Source organism: Serratia sp. CY27727 (assembly GCF_052169275.1).
Lineage (GTDB): Bacteria > Pseudomonadota > Gammaproteobacteria > Enterobacterales > Enterobacteriaceae > Serratia > Serratia sarumanii.
On the sequence record NZ_JBJNLB010000001.1, the window covers coordinates 108,143 to 127,710 of the forward strand.

Sequence of the window (19,568 nt, forward strand, 5' to 3'; positions counted from 1 at the left end):
TATAAAACGAACAAAAACACACAAAAAGCTATATCAAATTCCATTTGGATATAAGTGGGCAACTCGGCAAACTGTTACGATATTTACATCGCGACATACGTGATGCGTAGTCGTTTTTATAAGAAAGATGATTGGAGACATTGGGGATGAATTTTCCGCTCGTGATTAACGTGCTGGTGTTTGTCGCGCTCCTGTTGCTGCTGGCGCAAACCCGCCACAAGCAATGGAGCCTGGCGAAAAAAGTGCTGGTCGGCCTGGTGGTCGGCGTGGTGTTCGGCCTGGGCCTGCAGCTGGTGTACGGCTCCGACAACCCGGTACTGAAAGAATCCATCAGCTGGTTCAACATCGTCGGCAACGGCTATGTGCAGCTGCTGCAAATGATCGTCATGCCGCTGGTGTTCGCCTCGATCCTGAGCGCGGTGGCCAAGCTGCATAACGCCTCTTCTCTGGGCAAAATCAGCGTCCTGACTATCGGCACGCTGCTGTTCACCACGCTGATCTCGGCGCTGGTGGGTGTACTGGTCACCAACCTGTTCGGCCTGACCGCCGAAGGCCTGGTGCAGGGCGCGCAGGAAAGCGCGCGCCTGACGGCAATCCAGACCAACTACGTGGGTAAACTGGCCGACCTGACCGTGCCGCAGATGGTGCTGTCGTTCATCCCGAAAAACCCGTTCGCCGATCTGACCGGCGCCAGCCCGACGTCGATCATCAGCGTGGTGATTTTCGCCACCTTCCTCGGCGTGGCGTCGCTGCAGCTGCTGAATGACGACAAGCCGAAAGGCGAGCGCGTGCTGGTGGCTATCGACACCCTGCAAGCCTGGGTGATGAAGCTGGTGCGTCTGGTCATGAAACTGACGCCGTACGGCGTGCTGGCGCTGATGACCAAAGTGGTTGCCGGTTCCAACATTCACGACATCGTCAAGCTCGGCAGCTTCGTGGTGGCCTCGTACATCGGCCTGGGCATCATGTTCGTGGTTCACGCCGCCCTGCTGGCCTTCACCGGCGTTAATCCGCTGAAATTCTTCCGCAAGGTGTGGCCGGTGATCACCTTCGCCTTCACCAGCCGCTCCAGCGCCGCCAGCATTCCATTGAACGTGGAAGCGCAGACCCGTCGCCTGGGCGTGCCGGAATCCATCGCCAGCTTCTCGGCGTCGTTCGGCGCCACCATCGGCCAGAACGGCTGTGCAGGCCTCTACCCGGCAATGCTGGCGGTGATGGTTGCGCCGACCGTCGGCATCAACCCGCTGGATCCGGTATGGATCGCCACCCTGGTCGGCATCGTCACCATCAGCTCCGCCGGTGTGGCGGGCGTGGGCGGCGGCGCCACCTTCGCCGCGCTGATCGTGCTGCCGGCGATGGGCCTGCCGGTGACGCTGGTCGCGCTGCTGATCTCGGTCGAACCGCTGATCGACATGGGCCGTACCGCGCTGAACGTCAACGGCTCCATGGCGGCGGGCACCATCACCAGCCAGCTGATGAAGCAAACCGACAAAACCGTGATGGACAGCGAAGACGAAGTCGAATTGGCTCACCGTTAACGCCGTCTCAAAACGAAAAAACCGGGGATTCTCCCCGGTTTTTTTATGCCCCGCGCCCGGTCGTTACGGCCGCTCGCCGTCCGCCAGCCGCCGGTTGATGTCGGCGATAACGCCCGGCAATTGCGCCAGCGTGTCTATCACATAATGTGCGCCCGCCGCATACAGCTTATCGGCGGCCGCCGTACGGCGCAGCTCGATCTCTGCCGCCGCCATTTGGCGGTACTCCTGCCAGGTCGCGCCAAACTCGTTGCCGGACAGCGCCAATCCGACGCTCCACATCCCGGCGTTCAGCCCTTCATGAATGCCCGGCACCGCGTCGTCCACCTTCACGCAGTGCGCCACCGCATCGATGCCCAGCGCGATGGCGTTCTGCAGCGCCATCCACGGCCCCGGCCGCCCGCCGGCCGCGAGATCGTCAGTGGCGACCCAGTAATCCGGCGTGTAGCCGCGCTGCGCGGCGGCAGGCACCAGCACCTCCATCACCGCACGCGGATAACCGGAGCAGGAGCCGATTTTAATGCCCTGTTCGCGCAGCCCGGCAATCACCTGTGGCACACCCTCGATGGGATCGGCGAAGTCGATCACTTTGGCGATTTGCAGCGGCATAAACGCCTGATACAGCGCGTCGATATCCTGGTGGCTCATCGAGCGGCCCAGTTTCTGCCGCCAGCGCGCGTCGACCGCCGGCAGCTTGCCCAGCGCCTCAATGTGCTGCCATTTGCCCAGCCCCATCGGAATGCGCGCCTCCGCCAGGCTGATGTCGATATCGAAGGTTTGTTTGAATGCCTCGACAAAAATCTGCGTTGGCGCAAAGGAGCCGAAGTCCACCGTGGTGCCGGCCCAGTCGAGGATCACTGCGTTGATCTGTTTCATGGTCAATCCTTATTGATTCCAGTACATCGCCTGCCCGACGGCCGCCAGCAAACGTTCGATATCATGCGGATAAATTTCCCCGATGTTGCCGATGCGGAAGCAGTCGCTCTGCGACACTTTGCCGGGATAGATCACAAACCCTTGCTGTTTCAGGCGCTGATAAAATTCGGCGAAGCGGTAAGTGTCGGCCTTTGGCGAATAGAATGCGGTGATGATCGGCGAATGCAACGCGTCATCGAGCAGAGTCTCAAAGCCCAGCTCGCGCATGCCCGCCACCAGCCGCCGCTGATTGGTTTGATAGCGGTGGTGGCGCGCGGCAATGCCGCCCTCTTGTTCCAGCTCTTTCAGCGCCTGCGCGAAGGCCAGCACGGTGTGGGTCGGCGACGTAAAGCGCCATTTTCCGGCCTGGTCTTCCATACAGCGCCACTGGGCGTACAGATCCAGCGACAGCGAGCGCGAGCGGCCGGCGCATTTCTCCAGTTCGCTGCGGCGGGCGATGACGAAAGCGAAGCCCGGCACGCCCTGAATGCATTTGTTGGCGGAGCTGATCAGAAAATCGATGCCCAGCGCGTCCACATCCAGCGGGATGCCGCCGAAGCTGCTCATGGCGTCGACGATAAAGGTCTTGCCGTTGCGCGCCGCCAGGCCGGCGACCTTCTGCAGCGGGTTGAGCATGCCGGTGGTGGTTTCGCAGTGCACCATGGCGATATGGCTGATGCGTGCATCGCTTTTCAGCACCGCCTCCATCGCCGCCACGTCCGGCTCATTGACCTCGCCGCAGTCGAAAGCGTGGTGGTCGATATCCATCAGCCGCGCCATTTCGATCATCCGCGCTCCATAGGCGCCGTTGTTGACGATCAGCAGCTTGTCCTGCGGGCCGATGACCGTGCCCAGCACGCCCTCCACCGCAAAGCTGCCGCTGCCCTGCAGCAACACCGAGGTGTAACCGGCGGACGGCGTCGCCAGCGCCACCAACTGCTGCCGGATGCTTTGCACCACGCCCAGGTTGTAATCTTCATCCCAGGTGCAGCTGTCGAACAGCATCGCCTCTTTTACCGTTTTCGACGTGGTCAACGGGCCGGGGGTCAACAGCAGGTAGTTTCGATCGGACATGTCATTCACCTATTTGGTCTATACCAGATTGCAGGCATTGTGGCGGCAAATTCCTTCCCTGGTCAAACGACAAAGCGCGGTGAAACAAAAAATTCATCTGGCTATGTATAATAAGCGCGTGCCGGAATGACGGGCCGATGCCATAGCGAGATGAAATGAAAGAACATCAGGGCGAAATGCCCCACTACCTGCAGATCAAGGATCAGCTTCAGGCGCGCATCACCCGCGGCGCGCTGCAGGCGGGCGATAAGCTGCCTTCGGAGCGCGAGCTGTGCGCCATCTTCTCCACCACCCGCGTTACCATTCGCGAGAGCCTGGCGCAGCTGGAGGCCACCGGCGCCATCTATCGCGCCGATCGCCGCGGCTGGTTCGTCACGCCGGAACGGCTGTGGCTGGATCCGACGCAGAACACCAACTTCCACCGCCTGTGCCAGGAGCAGGGGCGCGCGCCGCGCACCGCGCTGCTGTCCGGCGAAAAAACCACGGTGCCGCTCGACGTGATGCAGCCGCTGGCGCTCGAACCCTTCGACCAGGTGTATCTGCTGCGCCGCGTGCGCTACGCCGACGGCCGCGCCATCTGTTATTGCGAAAACCACTGCCTGCCGCAGCGGGTGCCGGAACTACTCAGCCACGATCTCAACGGCAGCCTGACCGAAGTCTATCAACAGCATTACGCGTTGATTTACAGCAACATGCACCTGTCGTTCTACCCGACGGCCCTGCCTTACCGCGCCGCCAACGCGCTCGGCGCCATGGTCGGCCTGCCCGCCTTATTGCTGCGCCGGTTGAATTACGACCAGCACGGCCGCATTCTCGATTTCGATATCGAGTACTGGCGCCACGACAGCCTGCGCATCGAAGTCGATACGCTTTAACCCCGCATGACAGGGGCTGCGCCCGCCGCCCCGCCTTTCTCCCCCACGCCCAATTCCCCGTTGCCGGCAAATATATTTTGCCGCTTTCATTTGTTTGTCATATTCGCCGATTAGCGTGGCCGCATATCTGGTGTATACCAGTTACGCATAATTCCGCAACAGTGAGGCTGAAGCTATGAAACTTTCACGTCTGGTCGTGATGACCGCCATCGCACTCGGCACCGCGCCGGCCTGGGCCGCCGACGCGGTGGTGACCGTCTACTCCGCCGATGGTCTGCACGCCGGCGATCACAGCTGGTATCAAACCCAGTTCGACGCCTTCACTCAGGCAACCGGCATCAAGGTGCAGTACGTCGAAGGCGGTTCCGGCGCCATCGTAGAGCGGCTGTCGAAAGAGCGCAGCAACCCGCAGGCCGACGTGCTGGTGACGCCGCCGCCGTTCATCCAGCGCGCCGCCGCGGAAAAACTGCTGCAGGATTTCACCCCGCAGGATGCGGCGCAGATCGCCAACGCTCAGCCGCAGTTCGTGCCGCTGGTAAACAACTACCTGAGCTTCATCTATAACGCCAAACTGTTGCCGCAGGCGCCCGCCAGCTATCAACAGCTGCTGGACGCGCAGTTCCGCAACAAGCTGCAGTACTCCACGCCGGGCCAGGCCGGTGACGGCACCGCAGTATTGCTGCAGGCGTTTCACAGCTTCGGCAGCAAAGACGCCGGTTTCGACTACCTCGGCAAGCTGCAAAGCAACAACGTCGGCCCTTCCGCTTCCACCGGCAAGCTGACCGCGCTGGTCAATAAAGGCGAGCTGTTGGTGGCCAACGGCGATCTGCAGATGAACCTGGCGCAGATGCGCAGCAACCCGAACGTGCAGGTGTTCTGGCCGGCCGGGCCGGACGGCAAGCGCAGCACGCTGGCGCTGCCTTACTATGTCGGCCTGGTGCAAGGCGCGCCGCAAAGCGCCAACGGCAAAAAGCTGATCGACTTCCTGCTGAGCAAAGAAGCGCAGAGCAGCGTTAGCGCCATGTCCTACGGCATGCCGGTGCGTAAGGACGTCATCCCGACCGACGATAACTTCAAGCGGTCGCAGGCGGCTCTGGAAGGCGTGGACATCTGGGCGCCGGACTGGAATCAGGTGGTAAGCAGCCTGTCCGCCGATATCTCACGCTGGCACAAGGTGACCGAATGACGCTGACAATGCCTTCTACCCTCTCTTCCCGCGCCGAGGCACAGGATAACAGCCTCGACATCGCCGGGCCGTCGGGCATCCAACTCGACCGCGTCAGCGTGTCGTATCGCGGCACCGAAGTGCTGAAACCCCTGACGCTCACCATCGCCCCCGGCGAAGTGCTGGCGCTGATCGGCCCCTCCGGCTCGGGCAAAACCACCGTGCTGCGGGCGATCGCCGGTTTCGTGCAGCCTTCCGCCGGGCGTATTGCCATCGGTGACGTCGATGTCACCGACGTGCCGCCCTATGAGCGCGGTCTGGGCATGGTGGTACAGAACTACGCGCTGTTTCCGCATATGCGCGTCGAGGACAATGTGGCGTTCGGCCTGCGCGCCCAGGGCAAGCCGCGCGGCCTCACCGCCGAGCGCGTCGAGGAGGCGCTAGCCATCGTCGGCATGTCCGCCTACGCCAGGCGTTATCCCAGCCAGCTCTCCGGCGGCCAACAGCAGCGCGTGGCGATCGCCCGCGCCATCGCGGTGCGCCCCAAAGTCTTGCTGCTGGATGAACCGCTGTCGGCGCTGGACGCGCAGATTCGCCACAGCATGGTGGAAGAGATCGCCCGCCTGCACCGCGAGCTGCCGGAGCTGACCATCCTGTACGTCACCCACGATCAGGGCGAAGCGCTGACGCTGGCGGACAAGATTGGCATCATGCGCGACGGCCACCTGATCGCCCACGGCGAGACCCGCGCGCTGTACCGTCATCCCACAAACCGCTTCGCCGCCGAGTTCCTCGGCCGCGCCAACCTGCTGCCGGCCACCGCGCTGGAAACCACCGCCGGCCAAGGCATGACCACCGTCAGCTGCGCCGGAAAAGTGATCGGCTGTTTCACCTACGGCGCACAACGCGGCTTCGACAAACTGCTGTGCATTCGGCCGCAGCATATTGCGCTCGATGCCGATGCCCAGCGCAGCAACTGCATCGTCGGCACGCTGCGCGATATTCACTGGCAGGGGGAGTTGACGCACCTGCAGTTCGACGCGCAAGGCCACCCGCTGCGCGTGGTCACCACCCATCAGAGCCGGATGCCGCAGATCGGCGAGCGCGTGCCGCTCTATTTCGCCCCTGACGACGCGGTACTGATCGAGGACTGACATGACCGACTCTACGCTTATTCGCCCGGCCCGGCGGCCGCGTTCACCGCGCCGTTTATGGATCCTGCTGCCGCTGCTGGTGCTGGCGACGCTGTTTTTCTATCCGCTGGCGCTGATCGTCAAACAGGCGTTTACCGACGATCAAGGGCTGTTCAGCGCCGCCGCGCTGCAGCAGGTGTTCGAATCCCGACGCTTTGTCAGCGCCCTGCTCAATACGCTGCAGATTGCGCTGCTGGCGACGCTGGGCTGCCTGGTGCTCGGCACCCTGCTGTCGCTGCTGCTGGTGTTCACGCCGTTCCCCGGCAGCCGGCTGATCGCCTGGGTGATCGATACCTTTATCGCCATGCCGACCTTCCTGATCACCTTGGCCTTCACCTTTATCTACGGCTCCGCCGGCCTGCTGAACGGTACGCTGATGGCGACCTTCGGTTTTACCCTGCCGCCGGTAGACTTTCTTTACTCCATCTGGGGCGTGATCCTGGCGGAAATCACCGTGTTTACGCCGCTGGTAATGCGTCCGCTGATGGCGGCGCTGTCGCAGATCGATCGCAGCCAGCTCGAAGCCGCCAGCATCCTCGGCGCCCGGCCGGGGCGCGTGGTGCGCCAGGTGATTTTGCCCGCCGCGCTGCCGGCCTTGCTGGCCGGCGGCAGCCTGTGCCTGCTGTTGACCACCAATGAGTTCGGCATCGTGCTGTTTATTGGCGCCAAGGGTGTCACCACGCTGCCGATGATGGTCTACTCCAAAGCGATTCTGGAGTCGGATTACGCCGTCGCCTGCGCGATCGCCGTCGTGAATATCGCGCTGTCGCTCGGGCTGTTCTCCCTTTACCGCTACGCCGCGGCGCGCGCCGGGCTGAGGAACTGACGATGTTGATTTGGTCTCGCACCGGCCGCACCCTGACCTGCACGCTGGCGGTCACGCTGTTCGCGCTGTTCTTCTGCCTGCCGCTGGCGGTGATCCTGATGTCCAGCCTGAGCGAACAGTGGAACGGCGTGCTGCCGAGCGGTTTCACCCTCAGCCACTTCCGCCAGGCCTTTGGCGGCGCCTCCTGGGACGCGCTGGTCGCCAGCCTGGCTATCGGTTTCAGCGCCAGCCTGTTCGCGCTGCTGTGCGGCACCTGGGCGGCGTTGGCGCTGCGCCACCATCAGGGGCGCGGCCAGCGCCTGCTGAGCACGCTGTTCTTCATTCCCAGCGCGGTGCCTTCGGTGTCGATAGGTCTCGGGGTGCTGGTGGCGTTCAGCCAGGGGCCGCTGCAGATGAACGGCACCTTCCTGATCGTGCCCGTCGCCCACTTCGTGCTGATTTCCGCCTTCACCTTCGGCAACGTGATGGCCGGGCTGGCCCGGCTGCCTGGCGACTACGAGAACGTCGCCGCCAGCCTGGGCGCTTCGCCGCTGTTCCGCCTGCGCCACGTCACCCTGCCGATGATCGCCCCCTATATGATCTCCGCCTTCGCCCTCAGCCTGTCGCTGTCGATGGGAGAGCTGGGCGCGACCATGATGATCTACCCGCCGAGCTGGGCGACGCTGCCGGTCACTATCTTCAGCCTGACCGATCGCGGCAGCATCGCCAACGGCGCGACGCTGACCATGATCCTGGTGGCGGCCACGCTGTTGCTGATGTTAGTGCTGGAACGGATTTCGCAGCGGCTGATGCCGGGCGTTAAATAGCCACAAGGCGCTGCCATGGCAGCGCCTTGTTCATGGAAGCGAAGGGTCAGAACGGATAGTCGTAATAGCCCTGCTGTTCACTGATGCGCCGGGCGGCGACGTGCAACAGCGCCACATACTCCTCCCGCGCCGCTTCGGAAAAGCGCAGCGTCGGGAAGGAGATGCTCAACCCGGCGATCGCCACCCCAAACCGATCGAATACCGGTACCGCGATACAACGGATCCCCACTTCCTGCTCTTCGGCATCTTCGCCGTATCCCTGCTCACGCACCCGCTCCAGCACCGGCAGCAGTTCGGCGGCGCTGGTCAGGGTATGCTCGGTGCTGCGGGTAAATTCAATCTGCGACAGGATCTGCGCCACCTCATCCCGATCGCGCCAGGCCAGCAGCACTTTACCGATGGCGGTGCTGTGCAGCGGGTTGCGGCGACCGATGCGCGAATACATGCGCAGGTTGTACATCGCGTCGATCTTGTGGATATAGACGATACCGTCCTCGTCCAGGGCGCCAAGGTGGATGGTTTCGCGGGTGCGGTTCGACAGTTCGCGCATCTGCACGTCGGCGCTGCGGATCAGATCGACGTTCTGCAACGATTTGGCGCCCAGCTCGAACAGCTTGAGCGTCAGCGCATATTTTTCCGTCTCCCCTTCCTGCGAAACGTAGCCCAGCGCTTTCATGGTCTGCAGAAAACGGTAGACGGTGCTTTTGGACATCATCACCCGCTGGGATAGTTCAGTAATGCCAATCTCGCGCTCATCGCCGAGCGCCTGCAAAATACCGAACACTTTCATTACGGATGAGACGGCATCCGGTTGCTTGTCTGAATCTGCGTTAGCCATGGCGAATACCCTACTTAACGGTTCTGTTTCAGGAAATTTAAACAAGGGTTTCAGTATAATCGGAACAGATCGCGACGCGCAACGCAGTTGAACGCTAAGCGATTGAAGCCAAATGGATAACCGCCGGCCCGCTCACCGCCGTTTACAATTCAGCGGACAAGGGGCATGCAATCACGGGCGAATATGATTAGCATGATAATACTCCCCTGAATAAATACCGCTGAGACCAACATGCGTCCTTGTTCCGACGGCCTCCCCGTCCCACAACGCTATGGGGCGATCCTCGCCATCGCCCTCGGCATTACCGTATCCGTGCTCGACGGCGCGATAGCCAACGTGGCGCTGCCCACCATCGCGCGCGATCTCAACGCCAGCCCGGCCAGCTCCATTTGGGTGGTTAACGCCTATCAGCTGGCGATCACCGTCTCTCTGCTGTCGCTGGCGTCGCTCGGCGATCTGATCGGTTATCGCCGCATCTATCAGGCCGGGCTGCTGGTGTTCAGCATCACCTCGCTGTTCTGCGCCCTGTCCGACTCGCTGCTCACACTGACCATCGCCCGCGTGCTGCAAGGCTTTGGCGCCGCCGCCATCATGAGCGTCAACACCGCGCTGATCCGCATCATCTATCCGCAGCGTTTTCTCGGCCGCGGCATGGGCATCAATTCGCTGATCGTCGCCTGCTCCTCGGCGGCCGGGCCGACGGTGGCGGCGGCGATCCTGTCGGTCGCGTCCTGGCAGTGGCTGTTCGCCATTAACCTGCCGATCGGCCTCGTCGCGCTGCTGCTGGGCATGAAGTTTCTGCCGGCCAACGGCCAAAAAAGCGATAACCGCCGTTTCGATCCCACCAGCGCCGTGCTGAACGCGCTGACTTTCGGCCTGCTGATCACTGCCATCAGCGGCTTCGCCCAGGGCCAGAGCCTGACGCTGATCTTCAGCGAGATCGCCGCGCTGCTGGCGATTGGCACGGTGTTCGTGCGCCGCCAGCTGCGCCAGGAATTTCCGCTGCTGCCGGTCGACCTGCTGCGCATCCCGATCTTCGCCCTGTCGATGGGCACCTCAATCTGCTCGTTCGCCGCGCAGATGCTGGCGATGGTGTCGTTGCCGTTCTTCCTGCAAAGCGCATTGGGCCGCGACGAAGTGGCGACCGGGCTGCTGCTGACGCCGTGGCCGCTGGCGATCGTCGTCATGGCGCCGATCGCCGGCCGACTGGTGGAGCGCGTGCACGCCGGCCTGCTGGGCTGCATTGGGCTGGCGGTGTTCGCGCTCGGGCTGTTCTCGCTGGCGCTGTTGCCCGCGGACCCGTCGAATGGGGACATCATCTGGCGCATGGTGCTGTGCGGCGCCGGTTTCGGCCTGTTCCAGTCGCCCAACAATCACACCATCATCTCCGCCGCGCCGCGTAACCGCAGCGGCGGCGCCAGCGGCATGCTGGGCACCGCCCGGCTGCTGGGGCAAACCTCGGGCGCCGCGCTGGTGGCGCTGATGTTCAACCTGTTCCCCACCTCCGGCACCCACGCTTCGCTGCTCCTGGCAGGAATATTCGCCACTCTGGCGGCGGCGGTCAGCAGCCTGCGCATCACCCAATCGACGGCGCAAGCGGCGCAGCCGAGCCGCGAGGTGAAATAGCGGCCATAAAAAAACCCCGGCGAGCCGGGGTTTTTCCTTTCATTCAGCCGATTACTTCAGGTACTGGCCGGAACGCAGCGCTTCGATGCGCTTGTCGAGCGGCGGGTGCGACATGAACAGCTCGCTGAACGACTTGGATTTGCCGTTGATGCAGAACGCCATCATGCTGCCCGCTTCCTGCGGCTCGTAGCTGGTTTTCAGGCGCTGCAAGGCGGCGATCATCTTCTCGCGACCCACCAGCTTGGCGGAGCCGGCGTCGGCGTAGAACTCACGGTGACGCGAGAACCACATGGTGATGATGCTTGCCAAGATGCCGAACACCAGTTCCAGCACCATCGACACCGCGAAATAAATCATCGGGTTGCCGTTGCCTTCCCCTTCACCGTCGCGGTTGCCCAGGAAGCCGGCGGCAACCTGCGCGATCAGGCGCGAAATGAAGATGACGAAGGTGTTCACGATGCCCTGAATCAGGGTCATGGTCACCATATCGCCGTTGGCGACGTGGCTGATTTCGTGCGCGATGACCGCTTCCGCTTCGTCGCGGCTCATGCTCTGCAGCAGGCCGGTGCTGACGGCGACCAGCGAGGCGTCGCGGCGCGCGCCGGTGGCGAAGGCGTTGATGTCCGGCGCGTGGTAGATAGCAACCTGCGGCATGGCGATGCCCGCCTGCTGCGACTGACGGCGCACCGTTTCCAGCAGCCAGTTTTCGGTTTCGTTACGCGGTTGTTCAATCACTTCCCCGCCGACGGAGCGCAGCGCCATCCACTTGGACATCAGCAACGACACGAAAGCGCCGCCGAAGCCGAACAGACCGGCCATGATCATCAGGCCCTGAACGCTACTGGATTGGATTCCTGTCAGGCTGAGCACCAGCCCGAAAACCAACATCACCGCCAGGTTGGTGAGCAGGAACAGAGCTATACGCATCATAAAATGTTTACTTCCTCATAAATGTTAACAAAACGCTGTCGAAGATACCCTAGATCGTATGGGCATTCGTCACAGTTTCAAGAGTCGCGCGTCATTAACCTACTAAAAATACGAAACTTTACAAAAACGGCGCGCGACCGGGATTTGGCAAATTGTAAACGATTGTTGCGCAAGGCGGAGGGTTTTTTGCCATAAATTTGTCAGGCGACGCATAAGCCCGCCCCCATTCCCCTGCGGGGGGAAGCAGGCCTTCGCGTCACCATAAAAAAACGCACCCGAGGGTGCGTTTTTCATCCTGCCGGACGCGGCCTTATTTGGCCGGCGTTGGCTGCTGAGCGGGCCGATCTTTTTCCAGATGAGCCAGCTCCAGCGCGATATGCACGGTTTCATCCAGGTACGGATCCGGTTCCTGGTAATCCTTCGGCAGATCGTCGAGCGATTTCAGCGGCTTCTTGCCAGCGCGTTCCAGGCGCTCGTTGATGCGTTTCAGACGGGTCGCATCGTCGTCGTGGTTCTCTTTCTCGCGCACCGCAAGATTGAGGGACACGATGTTGCGTTTATCCTTCAGCGCCTTGTAATGCGCGATATCCTGCGCGATGTACTGGAACTCCGGATTCTGCGCGATGCGCTGCTGGTGATCTTTCAGCAGCTCCGGCTCGAACGGCGCCATATCGCCGGTCTTGCTGTAGGTCGCCGCATTGATGCTGTCCCACGGCATGGCGTTGTCTTCAAACGCTTCGCCGGTTTCCGCCGGATCGACGCCGGTCGGCATCAGAATGTCCGGGGTCACCCCTTTGCGCTGGGTGCTGCCGCCGTTGACGCGGTAGAACTTCTGAATGGTGTACTGCACCGACCCCAGCGCCGGCCACTCAGGGCGCAGCATCTGATCGTAGATGCGGTTCAGCGAACGGTACTGCTGCACGGTGCCTTTACCGAAGGTCGGCTCGCCGACGATCAGCGCGCGGCCGTAATCCTGCATCGCCGCCGCGAAGATCTCGGAGGCGGAGGCGCTGAAGCGATCGACCAGCACCACCAGCGGGCCTTTGTAGTAGGTCACGCCGTCGGTGTCGGCGTCTTCACGCACTTTGCCGTTGTTGTCGCGCACCTGCACCACCGGGCCGCTCGGAATGAACAGGCCGGACAGCGACACCGCTTCGGTCAGCGCGCCGCCGCCGTTGGTGCGCAGATCGATGATCACGCTCTTGACGTTCTGCTTGGCCATCTTCTGCAGCTGCACTTTCACGTCATCGGTCAGACCGACGTAGAAGCCGGGGATGTCGAACACCGCCACCTTCTCTTTGCCGACGGTCTTGATGGTCATTTTCACCGCGCGGTCTTCCAGGCGGATGCGCTCGCGGGTCAGGGTGACCACGCGGGTTTTGGTGCCCTTGCCGGCCGGCAGGATCTCCAGGCGCACCTTGCTGCCTTTCGGCCCTTTGATCAACGACACCACGTCGTCCAGGCGCCAGCCGATCACGTCCACCATCGGTTTGCCGGCCTGGCCGACGCCGACGATGCGATCGCCCACGGTGATCGCCTTGCTCTTCGCCGCCGGGCCGCCCGGCACCATCGAGTTGATCAGGGTGTAGTCGTCATCCATCTGCAGCACCGCGCCGATGCCTTCCAGCGACAGGCTCATTTCGGTGTTGAACTGCTCAGTGTTGCGCGGAGACAGATAGTTGGTGTGCGGGTCGATTTCATGCGCAAAGGCATTCATCGCCAGCTGGAAGACGTCTTCGCTGTTGCTTTGCGTCAGGCGCTTGATGGCGAACTGATAGCGCTTGGTCAGCGTGTCGCGGATTTCTTTGTCGGTCTTGCCGGTCAGCTTGAGGTTCAGCTCGTCATAGGTGACTTTCGCATCCCACAGGCTATCCAGCTCGGCCTTGTCTTTCGGCCACGGCGCTTTGCTGCGGTCGAGATCGATAGTGCCGTTGCCGGTAAAGTTCATCGGCTTGTCCAGCAACGACAACGCATAGGTGTAACGCTCAAAGCGGCGTTTCTGCGCCAGATTGAACAGCGCGTAGAAGGTGTCCAGCTTGCCGGTTTTCAGCTCTTCGCCCACCTGATTGCGTTTGCCGGCGAACTGCGCCACGTCGGAGGCCAGCAACACGTTATGGCTGTAGTCCAGCATGTTCAGGTAGCGATCGAAGATCTTGCCTGAAAACTCCGCGTCGAGGGCGAACTGGCGGTAATGAGAGCGAGTGAAGCGCGAGGTGACGCGCTCACTCACCGTAGCGTGCTGAGGTTCCTGTTGCAGTTGAGGCAGTAGGCCGATGCGGATGTTGGCTGTTTCCGCGCCGTAACTGACACCCGCCCACAGCAGCCCTGCAATCGCTGTTAATCTGACGAATTTGTTCATGCCTGGGTTGGCCTCCGTATCAGAACTGCAAGTGTTCTGCGCGCACAATCATCGCCAGACCGGAAGAGAGCTGCACACGTACGCCATCTTTAGCGATTTCGAGTACGGTAGCATCCATCGCGCTCTTGCCTGCTCTGACTTTGATTTCCTGGCCAATTTGCAGTTTAGAGATATCCGTGACTGGCGCATAACGCGGCTGGTTTTCCTCTTTTGCTGCACGAGGTTGACGAGCTGGCTGTGGGCGAGTTTGTGGGCGCGGCTTGCGGTTCTCCGGCGCGGCTCCGCCTTCGCGACGTGCAGCGGGCTTTTTACCGGCTGGGCGCGGACGGCGTGGCGCGGCATCGGCGGATTCACCGGCGGCTTCACGTTTTTTGGCGTTTTGTTCGGCACGCTGTGCCTGAACGCGCGCTTTGGCTTCTTCAAGCTGCTGGCGAGCATGATCGACATGCTGCTGCTCCAGTTCACCGCACGGATTGCCGTCCAGATCGACGCGCTGCGCGCCGACTTTGACGCCGTACAGGTAACGCCAGCTTGAGGTGTACAGGCGCAGGGCAGAACGCAATTGCGTTTTGCTGAGATTCTCTTCCCCCTGCACGCGCTCTACCAAATCCTGAAAAATACCGATTTTCAGCGGACGAGCTTCGCCTTCGGCGCTAAAGCAGAGCGGAAAACGCTCGGCAAGAAAAGCAATGACTTCTTTACTAGAGTTCAACTTAGGTTGATTTTCCATGAAATTTCCTGATTACAACGGTATTGCCAACAAGCCACAGGCATGAACAGGCGTCATTATAATGACGCCATCGGTAATTGCCACGTTAACCGTCGATCAACTTGCCGCCACAGTCACATATTTCGCACTGTCGCACTGTTCCAGTTGCTCACAAAGCCCCGCTACCACTGCTTTCAAGCCCGCTTCGTCCTGTTCGTCGAAGCGTTGATAAACCGTGCTGTCGATATCCAAAACGCCGATCGCTCGGCCGCCAACCGCCAGCGGCAGCACGATTTCCGCGTTGCTGGCCGCATCGCAGGCGATATGGCCCGGGAACGCATGCACGTCGCCGACGCGCTGCACGCGATTTTCCGCCACCGCCGTGCCGCACACGCCCTTGCCCACCGGAATACGCACGCAGGCGATCTTGCCCTGGAACGGCCCCAGCACCAGCTGGCCGCCATCCATCAGATAGAAACCGACCCAGTTCACGTCATCCAGACGCTCGTTGAGCAACGCGCTGGCGTTGGACAGCGCCGCGATAAAGTTGGTTTCCCCGCCGAGCAACGCGCTCAGGTCACGTTTTAATTCCGCGTAGAATTGTTCTTTTGTCATGTGATAACCATTGAAACAGTGAAGATGGCCAGAAGCCCAAAGCTTAGGCCCTATAAAATAAGCATTAAATGCGTATAGCCACAAGGTTAATCATCTGTTGCTTCACAAAACCCTGTCGCTCGGGGTATGTTTGCCGCTCAGAATCCCGGTTTACCTCGTTTTACCGTCCGGCGCCCGATCGCCAGTGACGCGGCCGGTTTATTTTTCAGCTACGCTGACAGTTCCGGCGGGCTCAAGGGCAGCGACTTGTCAAAGATGAAAATACACGCGATCACCGCCCCCCTTTCCAAAGCGCGCCACCAGCGCTGCTGCGAGTGCGATCTGCTGTTCGTGCTGCCGCCGCTCAGCGGCAACCAGGCCGCCTATTGCCCGCGCTGCAACGCCAAGGTGGTGAACGGCCGCGACTGGTCGATGACGCGCCTGACCGCCATGGCGATCGCCATGCTGCTGCTGATGCCGTTCGCCTTCACCGAACCGCTGATCAGCATCCGCCTGCTCGGCACGCGCATCGACGCCAGTTTGCTGGAAGGCATCTGGCAGATGAGCCGCCAGGGCGACCCGCTTACCGCCAGCATGGTGGCGTTCTGCACCATCGGCGCCCCGCTGACGCTGGCGCTGTCGTTGCTGTACCTGCGCTTCGGCCACGCGCTCGGCATGAACCTGCGGCCGGTGCTGCTGATGCTGGAGCGGCTGAAAGAGTGGGTGATGCTGGACATCTATCTGATCGGCATGGCGGTGGCGGCGATCAAGGTGCAGGATTACGCCGACATCCAGGCGGGCAGCGCGCTGATCGCCTACCTGTCGCTCACCCTGCTCAGCATCCTGACGCTGATCCACGCCAACCTGGAGCAGCTGTGGGAGCGTTACTATCCGCAGGAACAGCCGAAAGGCCCGCCGGCGGCGCTGCACATTTGCCTGTCCTGCCACTATACCGGCTACCCCGACGCGCGCGGCCGCTGTTCGCGCTGCCACGTGCCGATGTGCCACCGCCAGCCTTACAGCCTGCAGAAAACCTGGGCGGCGCTGATCGCGGCGATGATCCTGTTGATACCGGCCAACCTGCTGCCGATTTCCATCATTTACGCCAACGGCGTGCGCCTCGAAGACACCATATTCTCCGGCGTGGTCTCGCTGGCCACCTCCGGCAACGTGCCGATCGCCGCCATTGTGTTCATCGCCAGCGTGCTGGTGCCCTTTACCAAAGTGATCGTGCTGATCACGCTGTTGTTCAGCATTCACTTCAAAACCTCGCACAGCCTGAAGACGCGCATTCGTCTGCTGCGTCTGGTCGCCTGGATCGGCCGCTGGTCGATGCTCGATCTGTTCGTTATCGCCTTGATGATGTCGCTGGTAAACCGCGACCAGCTGTTATCTTTTACTATGGGACCGGCCGCGTTTTACTTTGGCTCGGCGGTCATTTTGACTATTCTTGCCGTTGAGTGGCTGGATAGCCGATTGATTTGGGATGCACATGCAACAGGAAACGCCGACTACACCGACTGAAGCGCGGGTCAAGAACAAGCGCCGCATTTCACCGTTCTGGTTACTGCCGTTCATCGCCCTGCTGATCGCCGGGTGGCTGGTCTATAACAATGTCCAGGAGCGCGGCACCACCGTCACCATCGATTTCCAATCGGCGGCGGGCATCGTCGCCGGCCGCACGCCGGTGCGCTATCAGGGCGTAGAGGTCGGCACGGTGCAGAAAATCAGCCTGAGCAAAGATTTGCGCAGCATCGTGGTGGAGGCCAGCATCAAAAGCGATCTGGAAGACTCGCTGCGCGAAGGCACCCAGTTCTGGCTGGTGACGCCCAAAGCCTCGCTGGCCGGGGTCTCCGGGCTCGATGCGCTGGTCGGCGGCAACTATATCGGCATGATGCCCGGCAGCGGCAAGGAGCAAACCCACTTCACCGCGCTCGATACCCAGCCGAAATACCGCCTGAACACCGGCGAGCTGATGATCCACCTGCACGCCGACGATCTCGGCTCGCTCAACAGCGGCTCGCTGGTCTACTACCGTAAAATCCCGGTCGGCAAGGTGTATGACTACACTATCAGCGAAGGCAACAAGGGCGTGACCATCGACGTACTGATCGACCGCCGTTTCGCCAACCTGGTGAAGAGCAACAGCCGCTTCTGGAATGTCTCCGGTTTCAAGGGCGATTTCAGCCTGTCCGGCGCGACGGTGCAAATGGAGAGCCTGGCGGCGCTGGTCAACGGCGCCATCGCCTTCGATTCGCCGGCCGATGGCCAGCAGGCCAAGGGCGATCAGAGCTATACCCTGTATCCGGATCTGGCCCACAGCCAGCGCGGCGTCAATATCCTGCTGGATCTGCCGAGCGGCAACAGCCTGAGTGAAAACCGCACGCCGCTGATGTACCAGGGGCTGCAGGTCGGCACCCTGACCAAGCTGACGTTGCAACAGGACAGCAAAGTGGTCGGTGAACTGACCATCGATCCTTCGGTGGTCGATCTGATGCGCAGCGGCACCCGCATCGTGATGCGCAGCCCGCGCATCAGCCTCAACGACGCCAAGCTCAGCCAACTGCTGACCGGCACCACGCTGGAGCTGGTGCCGGGCGAAGGTGAGCCGCAGCAGCGCTTCAACGTGCTGGACAGCAGCGAAACGCTGTTGCAGCAGCCTGGCGTGCTGACCGTCACGCTGAATGCGCCGCAAAGCTACGGCATCGACGTCGGGCAACCGCTGGTGGTGCACGGCGTGAAAGTCGGCCAGATCCTGAGCCGCACCCTGACCGCCGGCGGCGTGGTGTTCACCGCCGCCATCGACGCGCAGTATCGCGGCCTGCTGCACAAAGACAGTAAATTCGTGGTCAACAGCCGGCTCGACGTCAAGCTGGGCATCGACGGTATGGAAGTGCTCGGCGCCAGCGCTCAGGAATGGGTGGACGGCGGCGTGCGCATTATTCCCGGCAGCAAGGGGGAACCGGGCGGCCAATACCCGCTGTACGCCAACAGCGAAAAAGCCGAGGAAGGCATCGTCGGCAACGCCCCTTCCACCACCCTGACCCTCAGCGCCACCAGCCTGCCGGACGTGCAGGCCGGTTCGGTGGTGCTGTACCGCAAATTCCAGGTGGGCGAGATCGTCAACGTTCGGCCGAAGGCCAACGAGTTTGAGGTGGACGTCTACATCAGCCCGGAATACCGCAAGCTGCTGACCCGCGAAAGCATCTTTTGGGCCGAAGGCGGCGCCAAGGTGCAGCTCAACGGCAGCGGGCTGACGGTGCAGGCTTCGCCGCTTAACCGCGCGCTGAAAGGCGCCATCAGCTTCGACAACCTGCAGGGAGTGACGCTCAACAAGGGCGCCAACCGCGTGCTGTACGCCAGCGAAACCGCCGCCCGCGCGGTGGGCAGCCAAATTATGCTGCGAACCTACGACGCCAGCAAGCTGTCGGCGGGTATGCCGCTGCGCTACCTCGGTATCGACGTCGGCCAGGTAGAGTCGCTTCAGCTGGCGCCGGAGCGCAACGAAGTGTTGGCCAAAGCGGTGCTGTATCCGGAATATGTGCACACTTTCGCGCGCCTGGGCAGCCGCTTCTCGATCGTTTCGCCGGAGATCTCCGCCGCCGGCGTCAGCAATCTCGATACCCTGCTCCAGCCTTATATCAACGTGGAGCCGGGGCGCGGCCGCGAGCTGCGCACCTTCGAGCTGCAGCAGGCCAGCATCACCGACTCGCGCTATCTCGACGGCTTGAGCGTAGTGCTCGACGCCGCCGAAACCGGCTCGCTGCAGATCGGCACGCCGGTGCTGTTCCGCGGTGTAGAGGTCGGTACCATCACCGGCTTCTACCTTGGCGCCATGTCCGATCGGGTGCACGTCGCGCTGCGCATCAGTAAGAAATATCAGCATCTGGTGCGCAACAACAGCGTGTTCTGGCTGGCTTCGGGTTACAACCTGCAGTTCGGCCTGACCGGCGGCGTGATCAAGAGCGGCACCTTCCAGCAGTTCATCCGCGGCGGTATCGCCTTCGCCACGCCGCCGACCATTCCGCTGGCGCCGAAAGCCACGCCGAACAAACACTTCCTGCTGAATCCGGAAGAGCCTAAGGACTGGAAAACCTGGGGTACCGCCATTCCGCGCGATTAA

At 61.8% G+C, this 19,568-nt stretch carries 16 protein-coding genes; 9 read left to right on the top strand and 7 right to left on the bottom strand.

The features are described 5' to 3' along the window. Positions 1-146 precede the first annotated feature (146 nt). Positions 147-1,538 carry an L-cystine transporter gene (locus ACJ8HB_RS00560; RefSeq protein ID WP_160866760.1) on the top strand — a complete coding sequence of 464 codons (1,392 nt, stop codon included), beginning with the start codon at positions 147-149 and terminating at the stop codon, positions 1,536-1,538. A gap of 63 nt (positions 1,539-1,601) precedes the next feature. Here the strand turns inward: ACJ8HB_RS00560 and phnX are convergent, their stop codons facing one another. Further along, complete coding sequence (gene phnX, locus ACJ8HB_RS00565; RefSeq protein WP_060420797.1) at positions 1,602-2,411, bottom strand: phosphonoacetaldehyde hydrolase; 810 nt, start codon at positions 2,409-2,411, stop codon at positions 1,602-1,604. A 9-nt stretch (positions 2,412-2,420) separates the two neighbouring features. Next, a complete protein-coding gene (gene phnW, locus ACJ8HB_RS00570; protein ID WP_094859799.1) occupies positions 2,421-3,524 on the bottom strand; it encodes a 2-aminoethylphosphonate--pyruvate transaminase in 1,104 nt (367 codons plus the stop codon). Positions 3,525-3,679: 155 nt separating this feature from the next. Between phnW and phnR the strand changes: the two genes are divergently transcribed. The 5 genes from phnR to ACJ8HB_RS00595 all read left to right on the top strand — a co-directional run bounded on the left by phnR (position 3,680) and on the right by ACJ8HB_RS00595 (position 8,389). Then, positions 3,680-4,399, top strand: a complete 720-nt coding sequence (phnR, locus tag ACJ8HB_RS00575; protein ID WP_033653907.1) for a phosphonate utilization transcriptional regulator PhnR — start codon at positions 3,680-3,682, stop codon at positions 4,397-4,399. 175 nt (positions 4,400-4,574) lie between these two features. Then, positions 4,575-5,585, top strand: a complete 1,011-nt coding sequence (locus ACJ8HB_RS00580) for a 2-aminoethylphosphonate ABC transporter substrate-binding protein (RefSeq protein WP_094859798.1) — start codon at positions 4,575-4,577, stop codon at positions 5,583-5,585. A gap of 2 nt (positions 5,586-5,587) precedes the next feature. Then, positions 5,588-6,718: a 2-aminoethylphosphonate ABC transport system ATP-binding subunit PhnT gene (phnT, locus tag ACJ8HB_RS00585; protein WP_370739128.1), complete on the top strand. Its 1,131-nt coding sequence runs from the start codon at positions 5,588-5,590 to the stop codon at positions 6,716-6,718. A gap of 1 nt (position 6,719) precedes the next feature. Then, positions 6,720-7,583: a 2-aminoethylphosphonate ABC transporter permease subunit gene (gene phnU / locus ACJ8HB_RS00590; protein ID WP_060427719.1), complete on the top strand. Its 864-nt coding sequence runs from the start codon at positions 6,720-6,722 to the stop codon at positions 7,581-7,583. Positions 7,584-7,585: 2 nt separating this feature from the next. Beyond that, positions 7,586-8,389 (top strand): ABC transporter permease, encoded by an 804-nt coding sequence (locus ACJ8HB_RS00595; RefSeq protein ID WP_041034829.1) that lies wholly within the window; start codon positions 7,586-7,588, stop codon positions 8,387-8,389. A gap of 46 nt (positions 8,390-8,435) precedes the next feature. Here ACJ8HB_RS00595 and kdgR read toward each other — a convergent pair whose 3' ends face one another. After that, the gene (kdgR, locus tag ACJ8HB_RS00600) at positions 8,436-9,227 is read right to left on the bottom strand and encodes a DNA-binding transcriptional regulator KdgR (RefSeq protein WP_060424267.1); all 792 of its coding nucleotides are present in this window, start codon (positions 9,225-9,227) and stop codon (positions 8,436-8,438) included. A gap of 231 nt (positions 9,228-9,458) precedes the next feature. On the opposite strand from kdgR, the gene ACJ8HB_RS00605 reads away from it, so the two are divergent. Beyond that, positions 9,459-10,853, top strand: a complete 1,395-nt coding sequence (locus tag ACJ8HB_RS00605) for an MFS transporter (protein ID WP_047567860.1) — start codon at positions 9,459-9,461, stop codon at positions 10,851-10,853. A gap of 51 nt (positions 10,854-10,904) precedes the next feature. On the opposite strand, the gene htpX is transcribed toward ACJ8HB_RS00605, so the two are convergent. The 4 genes from htpX to ACJ8HB_RS00625 form a co-directional block, all read right to left on the bottom strand. Next, positions 10,905-11,783 carry a protease HtpX gene (gene htpX, locus ACJ8HB_RS00610; RefSeq protein WP_033638291.1) on the bottom strand — a complete coding sequence of 293 codons (879 nt, stop codon included), beginning with the start codon at positions 11,781-11,783 and terminating at the stop codon, positions 10,905-10,907. A 310-nt stretch (positions 11,784-12,093) separates the two neighbouring features. Further along, on the bottom strand, positions 12,094-14,142 hold the full coding sequence (prc, locus tag ACJ8HB_RS00615; RefSeq protein WP_442520181.1) for a carboxy terminal-processing peptidase: 2,049 nt from the start codon (positions 14,140-14,142) through the stop codon (positions 12,094-12,096). 19 nt (positions 14,143-14,161) lie between these two features. Beyond that, positions 14,162-14,872 (bottom strand): RNA chaperone ProQ, encoded by a 711-nt coding sequence (gene proQ, locus ACJ8HB_RS00620; protein WP_033638287.1) that lies wholly within the window; start codon positions 14,870-14,872, stop codon positions 14,162-14,164. A 96-nt stretch (positions 14,873-14,968) separates the two neighbouring features. Beyond that, the gene (locus ACJ8HB_RS00625) at positions 14,969-15,466 is read right to left on the bottom strand and encodes a GAF domain-containing protein (protein ID WP_033638286.1); all 498 of its coding nucleotides are present in this window, start codon (positions 15,464-15,466) and stop codon (positions 14,969-14,971) included. Positions 15,467-15,721: 255 nt separating this feature from the next. Here ACJ8HB_RS00625 and yebS point away from each other — a divergent pair, with 255 nt between their 5' ends. After that, positions 15,722-16,969: a membrane integrity lipid transport subunit YebS gene (gene yebS, locus ACJ8HB_RS00630; RefSeq protein ID WP_039567108.1), complete on the top strand. Its 1,248-nt coding sequence runs from the start codon at positions 15,722-15,724 to the stop codon at positions 16,967-16,969. Continuing rightward, positions 16,938-19,568, top strand: coding sequence for a PqiB family protein (locus ACJ8HB_RS00635; RefSeq protein WP_033638759.1), 2,631 nt, complete (start codon positions 16,938-16,940; stop codon positions 19,566-19,568). Before yebS ends, ACJ8HB_RS00635 begins: the two co-directional genes overlap by 32 nt.